General features: G+C 72.4%; 14 protein-coding genes. 10 read left to right on the top strand and 4 right to left on the bottom strand.

Annotation, left to right across the window (positions count from 1 at the left end; genetic code table 11):
* Positions 1–8 precede the first annotated feature (8 nt).
* Positions 9–446 (bottom strand): Fur family transcriptional regulator, encoded by a 438-nt coding sequence (locus tag OHB01_RS30945; RefSeq protein WP_142646872.1) that lies wholly within the window; start codon positions 444–446, stop codon positions 9–11.
* A 259-nt stretch (positions 447–705) separates the two neighbouring features.
* Between OHB01_RS30945 and OHB01_RS30940 the strand changes: the two genes are divergently transcribed.
* From OHB01_RS30940 to OHB01_RS30920, 5 genes are all read left to right on the top strand, one after another.
* On the top strand, positions 706–1,008 hold the full coding sequence (locus OHB01_RS30940) for a hypothetical protein (protein ID WP_328854350.1): 303 nt from the start codon (positions 706–708) through the stop codon (positions 1,006–1,008).
* Between the two features lie 39 nt (positions 1,009–1,047).
* Entirely contained in the window at positions 1,048–2,415 is a 1,368-nt protein-coding gene (locus tag OHB01_RS30935; RefSeq protein ID WP_260617180.1) for a cytochrome ubiquinol oxidase subunit I, read from the top strand.
* Complete coding sequence (locus OHB01_RS30930; RefSeq protein ID WP_147943363.1) at positions 2,415–3,428, top strand: cytochrome d ubiquinol oxidase subunit II; 1,014 nt, start codon at positions 2,415–2,417, stop codon at positions 3,426–3,428. Before OHB01_RS30935 ends, OHB01_RS30930 begins: the two co-directional genes overlap by 1 nt.
* 115 nt (positions 3,429–3,543) lie before the next feature.
* Positions 3,544–4,935, top strand: a complete 1,392-nt coding sequence (locus OHB01_RS30925; RefSeq protein ID WP_328854349.1) for an MFS transporter — start codon at positions 3,544–3,546, stop codon at positions 4,933–4,935.
* 291 nt (positions 4,936–5,226) lie between these two features.
* Entirely contained in the window at positions 5,227–5,592 is a 366-nt protein-coding gene (locus tag OHB01_RS30920; protein WP_147943361.1) for an MmcQ/YjbR family DNA-binding protein, read from the top strand.
* Between the two features lie 144 nt (positions 5,593–5,736).
* Here the strand turns inward: OHB01_RS30920 and OHB01_RS30915 are convergent, their stop codons facing one another.
* The 3 genes from OHB01_RS30915 to OHB01_RS30905 all read right to left on the bottom strand — a co-directional run bounded on the left by OHB01_RS30915 (position 5,737) and on the right by OHB01_RS30905 (position 9,478).
* Positions 5,737–7,062 (bottom strand): glycoside hydrolase family 6 protein, encoded by a 1,326-nt coding sequence (locus OHB01_RS30915; RefSeq protein WP_147943360.1) that lies wholly within the window; start codon positions 7,060–7,062, stop codon positions 5,737–5,739.
* A 344-nt stretch (positions 7,063–7,406) separates the two neighbouring features.
* Positions 7,407–8,786 carry an MFS transporter gene (locus tag OHB01_RS30910; protein WP_328854348.1) on the bottom strand — a complete coding sequence of 460 codons (1,380 nt, stop codon included), beginning with the start codon at positions 8,784–8,786 and terminating at the stop codon, positions 7,407–7,409.
* A gap of 35 nt (positions 8,787–8,821) precedes the next feature.
* Entirely contained in the window at positions 8,822–9,478 is a 657-nt protein-coding gene (locus OHB01_RS30905; RefSeq protein WP_147943359.1) for a GntR family transcriptional regulator, read from the bottom strand.
* Between the two features lie 186 nt (positions 9,479–9,664).
* On the opposite strand from OHB01_RS30905, the gene OHB01_RS39995 reads away from it, so the two are divergent.
* The 5 genes from OHB01_RS39995 to OHB01_RS30885 all read left to right on the top strand — a co-directional run bounded on the left by OHB01_RS39995 (position 9,665) and on the right by OHB01_RS30885 (position 15,569).
* Positions 9,665–9,748 carry a putative leader peptide gene (locus tag OHB01_RS39995; RefSeq protein ID WP_419197597.1) on the top strand — a complete coding sequence of 28 codons (84 nt, stop codon included), beginning with the start codon at positions 9,665–9,667 and terminating at the stop codon, positions 9,746–9,748.
* A 79-nt stretch (positions 9,749–9,827) separates the two neighbouring features.
* A complete protein-coding gene (locus OHB01_RS30900) occupies positions 9,828–11,126 on the top strand; it encodes a dicarboxylate/amino acid:cation symporter (protein WP_328854347.1) in 1,299 nt (432 codons plus the stop codon).
* 194 nt (positions 11,127–11,320) lie between these two features.
* Positions 11,321–12,940: a M1 family metallopeptidase gene (locus OHB01_RS30895; protein ID WP_205830053.1), complete on the top strand. Its 1,620-nt coding sequence runs from the start codon at positions 11,321–11,323 to the stop codon at positions 12,938–12,940.
* Positions 12,941–13,036: 96 nt separating this feature from the next.
* The gene (locus OHB01_RS30890; protein WP_277351425.1) at positions 13,037–13,924 is read left to right on the top strand and encodes a response regulator transcription factor; all 888 of its coding nucleotides are present in this window, start codon (positions 13,037–13,039) and stop codon (positions 13,922–13,924) included.
* Between the two features lies 1 nt (position 13,925).
* Complete coding sequence (locus tag OHB01_RS30885; protein WP_328854346.1) at positions 13,926–15,569, top strand: HAMP domain-containing sensor histidine kinase; 1,644 nt, start codon at positions 13,926–13,928, stop codon at positions 15,567–15,569.
* Positions 15,570–16,150 lie beyond the last annotated feature (581 nt).

The raw sequence follows: 16,150 nt of genomic DNA, 5'->3' as shown, positions 1-16,150 counted from the left end.
CATGGGGCTCAGGAAGCGCGAGCGCTGGAACAGCCGGGGCACAGGCCCCAGTAGATGACGTCGGCCTCGTCGATGGTGAAGCCGTGGTCGTCGGACGCGTTCAGGCACGGCGCCTCGCCGGTAGCGCAGTCGACGTCGGCGACGACGCCGCACGACCGGCACACGACGTGGTGATGGTTGTCGCCGACGCGACCCTCGTACCGGGCCGGGCTGCCGGCCGGTTCGATGCGACGGACGAGTCCCGCTGCGGTCAGGGCATGAAGGGCCTCGTACACGGCCTGAAGGGAGACGTGGCCCACGCGATCGCGGACCCCGGAGGCGATCGCCTCGACGTCGAGGTGGTCACCGCTGCGGACGGTCTCCAGCAGCGCGACACGAGCGGCCGTCACCCGCAGGCCGGCCCCCCGCAGGTCCTCGGCGGTGGTCGGAGTCCCAGGCGCGATCATGTCACTAACTTATCGCACTAAACACGAAGAGTTCAAGAGAGCGAATCGTCCAAGGATATGTGGCTCTAAGGTGATTTCTGTCTCAGGTCGCACCCAGGGAAGTCCCCGGGCAGGCCGTCGCGGAGACGGCACGTGGCCCAAACGGGAGTAGAGGCTCGCATCGGCTTGCGCAAAAGCCGGTCGGGGCGCTGCCTCCCGCGGACGTGCGGGGGTACCTACGCAACCAGTCCGCGGGTTCACGGAGAGGGGGAATCCCCCCATGAGCACAATGACCGATCATCGGCAGCACGCGGCACACGAGCACCGGCACGGCGCCGGGTGCGGCCACGTCGCGGTGCCGCACGGCGACCACGTGGACTACGTCCACGACGGCCACCTGCACCGGGTGCACGAGAACCACGTCGACGAGTGCGAGGCGAGCGGGCACGCCGTGCACGACGCGCACGACCACGAGCACGGGCCGGAATGCGGGCACGTGGCCGTGCCGCACGGCGACCACGTCGACTACATCCACGACGGGCACCGCCACGTCCGCCACGACGGTCACTGGGATGACCACTGACCTCGGCCCCGGCCGGGGCTTCCCGGCGGGGAGCGGGCGGTGCGGCCGGCCCTCGCGGCGACGCTGATCGCCGCTGCGGGCCCGGCGGGCGGGGCCGACCTGGCCGCTGCGCGGACGCAGATGGCGCTGTCCCTCGGGTGGCACATCATCGTCGCGTGCCTGGGAGTGGGCATGCCCGCCTTGCTCCTGTTCACCGAATGGCGGGGGCTGCGCAGGGGCGACGACGACTACCTGCGCCTCGCCCGGCGCTGGGCCAGGACGGTGGCCGTCCTGTTCGCCGTCGGGGCCGTGTCGGGCACGATCCTCAGCTTCGAGATGGGCCTGCTGTGGCCGGGCCTCATGGGCGCGTACGGCCAGGTGATCGGGCTTCCGTTCGCGCTGGAGGGCATCGCGTTCTTCCTTGAGGCGATCTTCATCGGGATCTACCTCTACGCGTGGGACCGGCTCTCGCCCCGAGCCCACCTGCTGGCCGGGGTGCCGGTGATGATCGCCGGTGTGGCCTCGGCGTTCTTCGTCGTCTCGGCCAACGCGTGGATGAACCAGCCGCGCGGCTTCCGCCTGGAGGGCGGCCGGGTCACGGACGTGTCGCCCTGGGCGGCCATGTTCAACCCCGCCACCCCGCCGCAGACGATCCACATGATCGTCGCCGCGTTCATGGTGTCGGGCTTCGCCACCGCGTCCGTCTATGCCGTGGCCCTGCTGCGCGGGCGGTGGGACCGCTACCACCGCCTCGGCTTCCTGGTGCCCTTCACCCTCGCGGGAGCGCTGACGCCCGTCCAGATCGTGGTGGGCGACTACGCGGCGCGGTTCCTCGCCGATTATCAGCCCACCAAGCTCGCCGCCATGGAAGGGCTGACCAGCACCGGGCCCAACGCGCCGCTGAGCCTCGGCGGGATCTTCGTGGACGACCGCATGCGCTACGCGCTGGAGATCCCCAGCGGACTGTCGCTGCTGGTCGGCTACAGCCCGGACACCGTCGTCCAGGGGCTCGACCGCACGCCGCCCGCCGACCGGCCGCCGGTCACGCCGGTCCACCTGTGCTTCGACGCCATGGTCGGCATCGGCGTCCTGCTCCTGCTGCTGTCGGCCTGGCTCGCCTTCAGCTGGTGGCGGCGGCGCGAGATCCCGCGCTCCCGGCTGTTCCTGTGGCCGGCGGCCGCTTCCGGCGTGCTCGCCGTCGTCGCCGTCGAGGCGGGCTGGGTGGTGACCGAGCTCGGCCGTCAGCCCTGGGTCGTGTACGGCAGGCTGCGCACCGCCGACGCGGTCAACCCCGCGCCCAACCTGTGGGCGGGGCTCCTGCTGCTGGTCGTCGTCTACACGGTTCTCACGGTCTCGACCGTGTATGTGCTGCGGCTCATGCTCCGCGCCCGGCCGGTGGCCGCGCCGCAGGAACGGGAGACGCTCTGATGGAGCCGGCACAGGTCCTGCTCGGCGTCATGTGGCTCGGCCTGATCCTGTACGCGCTGCTCGGCGGCGCCGACTTCGGCGGCGGCCTGTGGGACCTGCTGGCCGGGGGCAGCCGGGCCGGCATGCCCCAGCGGCGGCTCATCGAGCACTCGCTCGGCCCGGTCTGGGAGGCCAACCACGTCTGGCTGATCTTCGTGCTCGTGATGCTGTGGACCGGTTTCCCGGCGGTCTTCGCCGCGGTGATGTCCACGCTCTACATCCCCCTTACGCTGGCCGCCTTCGGGATCATCGGCAGGGGAGCCGCGTTCGCGTTCCGCAAGAGCAGCACCGAGCTGTGGCAGCAGCGCCTGTTCGGCGCGGCCTTCGCACTGTCGTCGGTGCTCACGCCGTTCTTCCTCGGCACGGTGGCCGGGGCCGTCGCGTCCGGCCGGGTGCCGCCCGGCCTGGCCAGGGGCGACCTGGTGGGCGCGTGGGTCAACCCGACCTCGATGCTGGGGGGCGTCCTCGCGGTGGCCGTCTGCGCCTATCTCGCCGCGGTCTACCTGTGCGACGACGCCGTGCGGTCCCGCCTGCCCGGCATGGCCGAGGTCTTCCGGCGCAGGGCGCTGGCCGCGGCCGCCGTCACCGGCGTGGTCGCCCTCGGCGGCATCGGGGTGCTGCGCGCCGACGCCCCCCGGCTCTCCACCGGCCTCACCCACGGCGCGCTGCCGTTCGTGCTGGCCAGCGCCGTGCTCGGCGTCGCCTCCATCGCGCTGCTGTGGCTGCGGCGCTACCTGCTCGTACGCGGCGCCGCGGCACTGGCCGTGACCGCCGTGCTGTGCGGATGGGCGGTGGCGCAGTATCCGCTCATGCTGCCGCCGGCCGTGTCCTTCCGGCAGGCGGCGGCCGAACCGGCGGTGATCTCGGCGGTTCTCGTCGTCGCAGGAGCGGGCGCGCTGCTGGTGCTGCCGTCGATCGCGTGGCTGCTCGCCGTCCAGCACCGCCTGCCGTTCGAGCACGGCGGCCCCGGGTGAGCGGCCCGGCCCGTACGCCGTCCGGGCGGGGTGGTCCCGGCTGAGCCGTCGGGCCCGCCTGGCGGGACGGAGCCGTCCGACCTGCGGGGATAGGCTGGAAGGCAGGGGTCGGAGCATGCGTGATCTGCTGAGGGAGTCGCGCCGCCCCCACCGCGTGCGCGAGCACCCGTACGCCCCCTGGTTCGCCGTGGGAGCCGTGTGCATCGGCGCGTTCATGGGACAACTGGACGCGAGCATCGTCACCCTGGCCTTCCCGGCGATGCAGCGGGAGTTCGGCGCCTCGCTGGCGGCCGTGCAATGGGTGTCCCTGGGCTACCTGCTGGTGCTGGTCGCGTTGCTGGCCGGGGCGGGACGCCTCGCCGACGTCGCGGGCCGCAAGCTGGTCTATCTCTACGGCTTCGTCGTGTTCACCGCCGCCTCGGCCGCCTGCGGGCTGGCGCCGTCCCTGGCGGTGCTGGTGGCCTGCCGGCTGGTACAGGCGGCGGGCGCGGCGATGCTCCAGGCCAACAGCGTGGCCCTGGTCGTGTCGAGCGTCCCCCGGGAACGGATGCGGACCGGGCTGGGCATGCAGGCGGCGGCCCAGGCGCTCGGCCTGGCCCTCGGGCCGGTCGCCGGCGGTGTGCTGGTCGCCACGGCGGGATGGCGGTGGGTGTTCTGGATCAACGTGCCGGTCGGCTGCGTGGCCGTGATCGCCGGGCGCTACCTGCTGCCGCGCACGCGGCATCGGGGGAGGGGCGGCCGCTTCGACTGGCCGGGGCTGGTCCTGCTGGGGGCCTCCACCAGCGCCCTGCTGCTCGCCGCCTCCGTGGTCTCGGGCCTGGACCTGCCGTCGTGGTCGGTGCCCGTCCTGCTCGCCGTCGCCGCCGGGGCCGCGATCGGCTTCTGGCGATGGGAGGCGCGGGTGCCGTCCGCGCTGATCGACACCGCCCTGCTCCGCAGCCGGGTCGTCACGGCCGGGCTCGCGGGAGCGCTGGGCGGCTACCTGGTGCTGTTCGGTCCGCTGGTGTCGATCCCGCAGGTCCTCGTGGCGGGCAGCGGCGAACTGTTCGCAGGGCTGGTCCTGACCGCGCTGCCCGGTGGTTTCGCGGTGAGCGCCCTCGTGGGCGACCATCTGCTGCCCCGCGCCTGGGGCGACCGGCGCAGGTGCGTCGCCGGTGCCGTGGCGGCGGCCGCCGGCTGTGCGCTGGCGGCGGCGGATCCCGCCGCCGAGGGCTGGGCCGGGGCCTGCCTGGCGCTGACCGGCGCCGGGCTCGGCCTGTTCGTGCCCGCCAACAACGCCGTCGTCATGGCCGCCGTCCCCGAACGGACGGCCGCCACGGCCGGTGGCATGGTCGGCATGGCGCGCGGCATCGGCACGGCGCTCGGCATCGCCGTGGTGACCCTGGCCCTGCATCTCGGTGGGCATCCCCACGAGGCGGGCGCCCGCGCCGCCTCGGCCGTCCTGGCGGCCGTGGCGCTGCTGGCGGCCCTCACCGCCGCGGGCCGGGTGCGCGACCCGGTGTCGTGAGCGGGTGTCGTGACCGCGTGCCGTGAGCGGGTGTCGTGACCGCGTGCCGTGAGCGGGGTGGTGCGGCCCGGGGCGTGACGGGGCGATGCGGTCGGGTGGCGCGGCCGGGTGGCGCGGTCGGGTGGTGCGGTCGGGTGGTGCGGTCGGGTGGTGCGGTCGGGTGGTGCGGTCGGGTGGTGCGGTCGGGTGGTGCGGTCGGGTGGTGCGGTCGGGTGGTGCGGTCGGGTGGTGCGGCCTGAGGCCCGCCCCTACCCTGGTCGGTCATGACGACCGTGCGAGGGGGCGAGCCGCGTGAGCGATGAGGATGTGGCGTCCCGGCTCAGGGAGATCTGCCTGGCCCTGCCGGAGGCCGTGGAGAAGCCGTTCGGGGGTCACACCGCTCCCACCTATCGGGTCGGCGACAAGATGTTCGCGATGACCAGTGAGGACGGGCGGTCGCTGACGTTCAAGGGCGGGCCGGGGGTGCAGGACGCCCTCGTGGGCTCGGACCCGGAGCGCTTCTTCGTCCCGCCGTACGTCGGGCGCAACGGCTGGGTGGGCGCGCGCCTCGACGTCGAGCAGGACTGGGACGAGATCGCCGGGCTGATCGAGGACAGCTATCGGCTGATCGCGCCGAAACGCCTGGTCCGGCTTCTCGACGAACGGCCGATCGTCTAATCCGGGGGCCTGATGTGGCTGCTCGGCCCGGCCGCCTGGTCCGGTGTATCAGCCCGGCGGCTCAGTCCGGCCGCCTGGTCCTGCGGCTCAGCCCGGCCGCCTGGTCCGGTGGCTCAGTCCGGCCGCTTGGCCGGGCCGGGTGCCTCACAGCGGCGGGTAGGCGTTGGCGAGGAGCTCCTGGAACTGCTGCCCGAACCACTGCCCCGCCGCCGGGGCGTACGGCAGCGCCCCGCTGGGCACGGTCCCCTGAACGTAGGTCGGATCGCACATCGGGTCGGGCTGGAGGCCGTCGGGGCCCGGGACGTTCATGCTCGTTCCGTCGGAGACGCCCGGCGGCTTGATCCACGCGTACGCGTCGATGCCGGAGGCGGGGGTGGCCGTGGGCCGCGCGCCGAGCCCGGCCCCGGCCTGGTTGCACCAGTTGCCGACGCTGTGGCGGCGATCCGTCCGCGACTCGTCGACGAACCGGTTCACGTCAGTGGAGGTGCTGGTGCGGACCGGGCGATAGGGGCCGCCCCAGCCGCTGCGCGAGGTGTCGATCACCATGCCGATGCCGGGCCCGAAGCCGGCCGCGATGAGCCGCTGACGGAACGCCTGGGCGAACGACAGCTCGTCCACGTAGTCGTTCCCGGCCACCCACCGCGAGTTCTTCACCGGCAGGCCCATGTGGGTGTTGAAGTAGGGCTCGACCAGGGCGCCGTAGCCCGCGACGTTCACCGTGAAGCCGTGCACGGGCGAAGGCTGCCCACCGGTCGCGCCCGCGATGCTCGCGAGCAGATCGGCGGCCCGGCCGAAGTTGTCCGGATGACCGACGACGCCGTGATGGGAGGCGTCGAGGTAGACGTACACGTTGGGGATGGCGTGCAGCCGGGTGATCGCGTACCGCAGCGCCGTGGGATAGGCCCCGCTCGCCTGTACGGCGGCGCAGCGGGAGGTGGCGGCGGGCAGGAGCAGCCCGGGCAGGAAGTCGGGCTCGACGATCGCCACGATGCGCAACCGCTGGTAGGCCGGGTCGGCCAGGATCTCGGCGATCGGATCGACATACTCGGTCCGATAGCGGTTCAGGCCGTCGGCGGTCACGCTGAAGTCCCCGTTGGAGACCGCGTGGGTGCAGTTGCGATCGGGCAGGTCGTTCAGCACGATCTGGATCGTGAGCGGGGCCGAGCCGTAGGAGTCCTGCACGACGGCCTCGTCCAGATGCGCGCGCAGCCCGGGGAAGGAGGAGGTGCCCTCGATGTGGGCGACGCTGTCGAGCCAGATGCCGGTCGGCTCGATGGCCACCGCCGCGCCGCCGGGCTCGGACACGGCCGACGCGTACCACCAGGGATCGACGTAGCGCTCCGAGGCGATGTACGGGTTGTCGACACGGGTGTCCGCGGCGGCGGGGGTGCCCATGAGGACCGTCGCCACGGGGAGGAGGATCGTCGCCGCGATCGCCGCCATGAGACGCGCTCCCAGCCGCACCGCCATGCCGTGCCTCCTCATCGCGCGAGACCGTCGTCACCATGCACGATTCATCGGCTGGTCGGGCGCGTACAGGGCTCGATCGCACCCGCCGCCGTACGCGCGTGGGGTCCGGGGGAGATCACCCGCCCTCAGCTCGGCGAACGCCGCGTCGCGCGAGGTCGCCCGGTGCCGCCGCGCGCCGGATGGCCTGAAAGCTTCAGCCGGCCCGGACGGCAGCAGAGCGGACGGCAGCAGAGCGGACGGCAGCAGAGCGGAGGCGGAGGGCGGAGGGCGCGGCGGCCTGGACCCCAGCGGCGCGGAGGATGGCGATGCGGAGGCTTCTGGCGGGACGTCCCGGAAGCCCGCCGTCAGCGCGCCGGGGTGGTCGGCTCCGTGACGCGGGCGCCGGTCACGACGAGGCCCAGGCAGACCAGGGCCGCTGCCGCCACCGCCGCCAGCATGACGGGGTAGGAGAGCCACGACGACAAACCGGCCAGCACGGTCGGGAGGAGGAAGCCCGCGTAGGCGAGCATGTAGTAGACGCCGGTCAGTCCGGCTAGATCATCAGGGCCGGCCATGCGCTGGATCTCCAGCAGCCCGGAGACCACCGCGATGCCATAACCGGCGCCCAGGGCGGCCGCGGTGACGGCCGCGAGCCACGGCGAGAGCAGCACCGCGTTCGCCGCGCACAGCGCCGCGCCGAGGAGCATCACCGCCATGGCCGCAATCGGAGCCCGTCCGGTCCGGCTTCCCGCAGCGCGGTCGCCCGCCGCGCCGTTTCTCTTCCCGCTGTGCAGCCACCTGGCCACGGGCTGCACCGCCACGCCCGTGCCCAGGGTCAGCACGGTCAGCCCGGTCGCGTACGCCAGCCCCCAGTCGCCGACGCGGAAGCCGACAAGCTGGGGCGTGACCGCGTACGCCAGCCCGGCCGCGCCGAACACCCACGGCGCCATCGGCAGCACCACGAGCCGGAACCGCCTGCGGGCCGGCGCGGGGACGCGCAGATCGTCCGCCAGCGCCCCGAGGAGCTCGCGCACCGAGCCTCCCGCCCGAGCGGGCCGCGTCTCGGGCACCCGCAGGAGCAGCACGGGTATCGCCGCGGTGAGGAGGATGTGGACGGCGTACGGGCTCACCATGGGCCATGGTCCCCACTGGGCGAGCACGCCCGCGATCCCGGCGCCGAGGCCGAATCCCGCCGTCTGGCACAGCGCTGCCCGGCGTGCGGCGAGCCCGCCGTCCGTCCCGCTCGACAGCTCCTTCACCCAGCTGCTGCCCACCGACATGGCGATGCCGACGGCGAAGCCGGTGATCAGCCGTCCCGCGTAGATGGGCCAGGCGCTGTGGCCGCCGAAGCAGAGCACCAGGCTCGCGACGGCCGAGGCGACGGTGCCGGCCACCAGCACGGGACGCCGCCCGCGCCGGTCGGACACGGGCCCGGCGAGCAGCAGCCCCGGCACGAGCCCGACGACGTACGCGCCGAGGAAGGCGTCGACGCTGAGCGCGGAGTAGCCGCCCAGCCGGCGATACATCAGCAGCAACGGGGTGAACTGGTTGCCGCCCCAGCCGGCGGCGAACATCGCCGCGGCGACGGCCCGCCAGGCGCCGGGGCTGAGCGTGACGGGACTGAGCGTGACGGGACTGAGCGTGACGGGACTGAGCGCGCCGGGGCTGTGTGCGGCAGGGCTGAGGGTGACGGCAGGTTTGGGGGCGGCCTGCCGGGGTTCCGGCATCCGCTGGGTTTCCGGCATGGGGACGTCGAACCTTCGAGACAAGTGGAGGCGGATCAGCGGTCGGCGGGGTAGGGCGAGCCGTGCGTCGCGGTGAGGTGATCGAGCAGGGCCGAGGCGAAGGCCGCGCTGTCCCCGGCGAGGAGGTGGCCGAGGAGGGCCTCGTGCTCGCCGGCCAGCACGGACAGCCGCTCCGGCCGCGGGCGCAGGGCGGTGATGCTCATCCGCCGCTGCCGGTCGCCGAGCGTGGCGTAAAACCGGCCGGCCAGCCGGTTGCCCGACGCTTCGACGATGCACCGATGGAACGCCTCGTCCGCCTCGGCGAACCGGCCGACGTCCGCGGCCTCGGCGAGGGCGCGCTGCTGGCGCAGCAGGTCGCGCATCCTCTCATGATGATCGTCGCGCAGTCCGGTCCTGGCGATGCGCTCGGCCGCGGACCGTTCGAGGGCCAGCCGCAGCTCCAGGACGTCCGCGGCCTCTCCCGGCGGCACCGGCACCACCACCGCGCCGCGCTTGGGGTGCAGCGCCAGCAGTTCCTCCGACTCCAGCCGCAGGAACGCCTCCCGGACGGGCGTCCTGCTCACGCGTACGCGTTCGGCGATCTCACCCTCGCTGATGAGGCTTCCTCCCGGCAGCTCGCCGGAGAGGATCAGCTCCTTGGTCACGGCGTACGCGGTGTGGGCGGCGGACGGGCGCTTCGCGGGATCGGCCATGCGAAGGAGCGTAGCAGGCATAGATACAAGTTGTATCTATGGGCGCATCCCGTGATCGGACATCACGGTCAGGAAGCTCATATGGGACTTCTGGGGCGATTGAGGCTTCACTGGCTTAGGAGAACGTGATACGGATCACATTGAAACACCGGAATTTACTGCCGGTTGAGGAGGTTTTCTCGCGCTATGAGATCAATCCCGGTGTCCGTGCTGCTCGTCAAGCGGCTGCACGTCGACCTGTGCCGGTCGAGCAGTCGTCTCTGTCACTGAACGCAGTCACCACTCCTTCCCCCCTCTCCACTCGCATGCCGCCTCGGCGTGAGCATGCCTTCCTGCCGGAGTCTCGTTCGTGAAGAAACTCTCTTTTTCCCTGCAGTTGCTGCTCGGCCTGGTGATCGGCGCGGCCCTCGGGTTCGTCGCCCGCGCCGGTGACGTCGCCTGGCTCACCGCAACCCTCACCGAAGTCGGCAAGATCTTCGTCCAGCTCCTCAAGCTCGCGGTCGCGCCGCTGGTGTTCACCGCGGTCGTCGTCAGCGTGGGCAACCTGCGCAACGTCAGCGGCGCCGCCAGGCTCGCGGGCAAGACGCTGCTGTGGTTCCTGATCACCTCGCTGATCGCGGTGGTCTTCGGCATCGGCCTCGGTCTGATCCTCAACCCCGGCCTGGGCGTCACCATCTCCACTTCCGGGGCGAAGGCCGTCGACCTGGACGGCGCAGGCACCTGGCTGGACTTCCTGACCGGCATCATCCCGACGAACATCGTCACCGCGTTCACCGAGCTCAACGTCCTCCAGATCGTCTTCCTGGGTGTCGTCCTCGGCGCCGCCGCCCTGGCGGTCGGCGAGAAGGCGGAGCCGTTCCTCGGCTTCAGCCGGTCGGTCCTCGACCTGGTCCAGAAGGCTCTGTGGTGGGTCATCAGGCTGGCCCCGATCGGCACCGCCGGTCTGATCGGCAAGTCGGTGGCCAGCTACGGCTGGGACCTGCTCGCCCCGCTCGCGAAGCTCAGCGCGGGCGTCTACATCGGCTGCCTGCTGGTGCTCCTGGTGAGCTACCCGCTGCTGCTCGCCTTCGTGGGCAAGGTCAGCCCGCTCACCTTCTATCGCAACGCCTGGCCCGCGATCGAGCTGGCCTTCGTCTCCCGTTCCTCGGTCGGGACCATGCCGCTCACCCAGCGGGTCACCACCGAGCGCCTGGGCGTGGACCGCGACTACGCCTCCTTCGCGGTGCCGTTCGGGGCCACTACCAAGATGGACGGCTGCGCCGCCATCTATCCCGCGCTCGCGGCGATCTTCGTGGCCCAGGTCTTCGGCGTCCACCTGCACGTGGGCCACTACCTGCTGATCGCGTTCGTCTCCGTGGTCGGCTCGGCCGCGACCGCCGGTCTGACCGGCGCGATCGTGATGCTCACCCTGACCCTGAGCACGCTGGGCCTGCCCCTGGAGGGCGTCGGGCTGCTGCTGGCGATCGACCCGATCCTCGACATGATCCGCACCGCGACCAACGTCACGGGACAGATGGTGGTGCCCGTCCTGGTCGCACGTTCCGAGGGCCGTCTCGACGAGGAGGTGTTCAGCGCCCCGCCGCAGCCTCTGGACGAGGCCCCCGCCGCGGTTCGTCCCGCGTCGGGTCCCGAGCCTGCGCTCGCCTGATCCTCCCTCCCTCCCGTCCGGCCCCGCCCACGACGTCGCGTCGTGGGCGGGGCCGTTCCCGGCGGGCGGCCGTGCACGGTGATACATGCCTGAGCGGTCGCTGATACACGGTCCAGGCGGTGCCGACACATGCCCCACCCACGATGGGCGGAGTGCGCGCACCCAGCGCGTCTTCTTCCCGAAGGTGGTCATCGATGTCCTCTGCCCGCATGTCCGGCCCGCGACCGCGGCCCAGCACCACAGGCAGCCCCCAGTCGCCCGCGCCCCAGCCGCCCCGGCGCCGTACGCGGGGATCGCTCGCCGCGCTGGCGACGACGGGCGCGCTGACGCTGGCGGTCTCCGCGTGCGGCGCGGCGGCCCAGGCCGGGGACGCCGCCACGGCCGTCAAGGGTGACGTCCGCGCCGGCGCGTCCTCGCCGGACGTACGGACGCCCCGGCCCGGCGCTCACAGCGCCGGTGACCCGCTCTTCACCTACCTCGGCAACGGCGGGTACGACGTCGCCTCCTACGACATCCGGTACGACTACCGTCCCGGCACGACGAAGATGAACTCCTCCGTGCGCATCACGGCCACGGCGAAGCAGGCTCTGTCCAGCTTCAGCCTGGACTCGAAGGTGGACCGCATCACCTCGGTCTCCGTGCAGGGCGAGCCGGCCGCGTTCACGGCGTCCGGCGAGAAGCTCGTGATCACGCCGCGGCGTCCCCTGCGCGAAGGCGAGTCGTTCCGCGTCGACGTCTCCTATCGCGTCGACCGCGCGGACGACACGCCGTCGCCCTCCTACCCGGCTGGAGCGCATCACCTGATGGCCTGGGTCGAGAAGGACGACGGCTTCGCTCTCATGGGCCAGCCGGACCGCGCCCACATGTTCTTCCCCGGCAACGACCACCCCAGCGACAGGGCCCGCTTCACCTTCCGCGTCACCACGCCGAAGAACCTCCAGGCGGTGGCGAGCGGGACGCTGCGGTCGCGCAGGACGACCGGGGGCCGCACCACGTACACCTACACCACCCGCGACGCCATCCCGACCGACGTCGCCCAGGTGGCAGTCGGCCGCTTCACGAAGGTGACGGCGCGCGGGCCGCACGGCCTGCCGATCCGCAGCTACGTCGCGACCGGCCGCTACAAGGCGGTGAAGCCCCGGGTGGACGACATCCCCGAGCAGGTCGCCTGGGTGGAGAAGGAGCTGGGCCGTAAATATCCCTTCGAGACCTACGGGGTGCTGGGCGTGCAGGGCGGCTACGACGGCGTCGCCCTGGAGTCGGCGACGCTCTCCACGTTCAGCGCCGACGGGCTGGCGCTCCCGGCCGCGGAGATCGCGCCCACCATGATCCACGAGTTGGTCCACCAGTATTTCGGCGACGCCGTCTCCGTACGCACCTGGAACGACATGTGGATCAGCGAGGGCCACGCCGAGTACTACCAGCTGCTCTATTCCGTGGCGAAGGGGTATCGGAAGCTCGACGACGTCCTGAAGCAGCGCTACGAGTTCGAGTTCGACAAGCGGGTCGAATCCGGGCCTCCCGCGCGGCTCAAGACGGCGCAGGACGTGCTGACCGGCGGGAACAACGGCGGACTGCTGATGCTCGCGGGCCTGCGCCGGCAGGTCGGCGACTCCGTCTTCAAGAAGATCGAGCAGACGTTCTACGACCGATACCTGGGCAGGTCCGCGACCACGAAGGACTACATCGACGTGGCCAACCGCGTCAGCGGGCGCGACCTCACCTCCTACATCGAAGGCTGGCTCTACGGGGCCAAGGTCCCCCCGATGCCGGGCCACCCGGACTGGAAGCCGCCGGCGGCCCCGGCCTCCTGACGCTTCCCGCCGTACGCCACTGAGAGGGGAGCACCGGATGCGTCCTTATAAGCTCGCAAGCGCGCAATCAGCCGCCTTCGGGGAGATATTTCGGGTTTGGACATCAAGGGCGGGCCGCAGGCCCCTGTCACCGTGCTGCTCGTCGAGGACGACGAGGTGATCCGCAAGACGGTCGGGATGGCTCTGGAACGCTACGGCTACGCGGTGTCCACGGCCGGCGACGGCCTCACCGGCCTGGAGCTCGCCCGGGAGGGGCGGCACGACCTGCTGTTGCTGGACGTGATGCTGCCGGGCCTGGACGGCATCGGCCTGTGCCGCGCGGTCAGGGAGACCAGCCTGGTCCCGATCCTGATGATGTCCGCGCGCGGTGACTCGCTCGACGTGGTGTCGGGCCTGGAGGCGGGGGCGGACGACTACGTCGTCAAGCCGGTCGACACCGGCGTGCTGGTGGCCCGGATCCGCTCGTTGCTGCGCCGGGCCACGTTCACCCCCGATCGTGCCCTCGATCACGGGCCCGGTCGAGCGTTCGATCATGGGCCCGATCGCGCTCCCGATCGTGCTGGTGATCGAGGGGCCGGTCGCGGTCTCGGTCGCGGCTTTGGCGGCGAGCCCGAGCGCGGGCCCTCTTCCGGGCCCTCCGCCGAGCCTTCTGCCGGGCATGGGCCGGATGATCCCCCGCGGTCCGCGTCCGGCGGGGCAGGCGACCTCGTCTTCGGCGACCTGACCATCGATACCGACGGCCTCGAAGTGCGCCTGGCCGGCGAGCCGGTCGCGCTCGCCCCCACCGAGCTGCGGCTGCTGCTGGAGTTCGCGGCGCATCCGGGGATCGTGCTGGACCGCCAGACGCTGCTGCGCAACGTCTGGGACTACGGCTGGGACGGCGACAGCCGCGTCGTGGACCTGTGCGTGCAGCGGCTGCGCAAGAAGATCGGCGCCGACAGGATCGAGACCGTTCGCGGTTTCGGCTACAAGCTGCGGCGCTGATGTGAGCACCGATCCCATCAAACCCACCAAGATCTCCCGACCGACCGGGTCCGCCGGGCGCACCGAGGCCGCCGCCGAATCCGCCGAGTCCGCGGAGCCCTCCGCGCCCGCCGCCCCTGTCACGCACGCCGAGGCCACTCGCTCCGCGGAGCCCGCCGCGCCGGCCGAGCCCACCGAGTCCGTCGCGCCCGCCGAGCCCACTCGCTCCGCGGAGCCCGCCGACATCCCTGCGCCCGCCAGGTCCACCCGGTTCGGAGGGCCGGCCGATTCCGCCGTGCTCGCGGGAGCACGCCGTACGGCGCGGAAGGGGTGGCGGATGTCGCCGGACACCCAGCACACCCCGTCGGAGCCCAGACGCACGCCGCGCATCCGGGCGTCACTGCACCTCCTGTCGCTCCTGGACCCCCGGTCGCTCCGCTGGAAGATCGCCGCGCTGGCGGCCGTGGCCTCCTGCGCGGTCGCCGTGGCGGTCGGGGTTCTGGTGCACACCACGACGTACGAATGGTCGCTGAACACGGGCAGGTCCGAGGCGTTCCAGGCTGTCATCCGCACGGCGAGCGGCACCCCTGGCGAGGACCCGCCGGACAGCGCGATCGAGGACCCGGCCGAGCTTCCGCCGGAACTGCTGCGGCAGGTGACACCCCGGAAACCCGCCACCTGGCATGACGACTCGGAAGTCGCCACCTGGTATGACGACACGAAACCCGACGAGCCATGGATGTGGGCGGCCGTCCGCAAAGGCGGCCGCGTGCTGGCCGTCAAGGTGGACATGGGCGCCGAGCGGCGCAGCCTCCAGGCCCTCGACCGGCACATCGTCATGGCCACGCTGGCAGTGCTCGCGATCGTGGTGCCCCTCACGGCGCTGATCGCCGAGCTGCCGAACCGGCGTCTGCGGCGCGTGGCGGGAACGGCCCGGCGCATCGCGGGCGGAGACCTCGACGCCAGGATCGGGGCGGAGGGCCGGACCCGCGACGAGATCGGCGAGATCTCGGCGGCGGTCGACTCGATGGCGAGCGCGCTGCAGGAGCGGTTGCTCGCCGAGCAGCGCTTCACCGCGGATGTGGCCCACGAGCTGCGCACCCCGCTGATGGGTCTGATCACCTCGGCGGAGCTGCTCCCGGAGGGGGAGATCACCGAGCTGGTACGCGACCGGGTCGGGGTGCTGCGCGGGCTCGTCGAGGACCTGCTGGAGATCTCGCGCCTGGACGCGGGCGCGGAGCGGGCCGACCACGTGCCGGTGCCGCTGGGCGGGGTCGTCGAGGAGTCCGTACGCCGGACCGGGCTCCCGGCCCAGGTGGAGGTGATCGGCGATCCCGTGGCCGACACCGACCCGCGCCGTCTCGACAGGATCATCGCCAACCTGGTCGTCAACGCGCACCGCCACGGGCGGGCTCCGGTCGAGGTCACCGTGCGCGGCACGACGATCGTCGTACGCGACCACGGGCCGGGGTTCCCCGGCACGCTGCTGGCGGAAGGGCCGCGGCGCTTCCGTACGGGCGCGGCGGAACGCGGCAGGGGCCACGGCCTCGGTCTGACCATCGCCCTCGGCCAGGCCCAGGTGATCGGCGCGGCCCTCGACTTCGCCAACGCCCCGGACGGCGGCGCGGTCGCCACCATTCGCCTCGACGCCGGCACCCACGACTGACACGCGGGCCGCTGAGGCGTTCCGGGGACGCACAGCCCATCGGAGCCGGAAGGTCACCAACCACCTCGACGCATGCATCCGTAGCTGGGACGTGCGCGGCTGGCGCATGTGCGGTTGAGGTCTTCGGGGGCGTGCAGCTCGTGGGCAGGAAGGCCGCTGTCCGTCTCGACGTCGGCATGCGCGGCTGAGACGCGGGCGGCTGGGGCATCCGGGCGCGCGCGGCCCGGCGGTGCGGTCGACACCGTCCGTCTCGATGCCGGCATGCGCGGCTGAGACGCGGGCGGCTGGCGCATGTGCGGCTGAGGTATTCGGTGGCGCGCATCCGGCGGGAGCCGGAAGGCCACCAGCAGGTGCCGGTGCGGGGACGAGGAGCAGCCGATACACGGCGGATACACAGCCGCGGGAGATTCGAGCGGTCGCTGACTTCTCGCTGCGGCGGCGTGGAAATTCGCCCGGCACAAGGTGGGTGACGTGCGCAAACGCGTACCGACCGCCCGGAGGTGCCCTTCATGCTCCCAACCCGCCCGCCTGCCGTGTCCACGATTCCCACCGCTCCCGCCGTGGTTCCCGCCGCTCCTGCC

It is taken from the genome of Microbispora hainanensis (assembly GCF_036186745.1).
GTDB lineage: Bacteria > Actinomycetota > Actinomycetes > Streptosporangiales > Streptosporangiaceae > Microbispora.
Note: the sequence above shows the minus strand (reverse complement) of the source record. Positions and strands in the feature narration are given on the sequence as shown.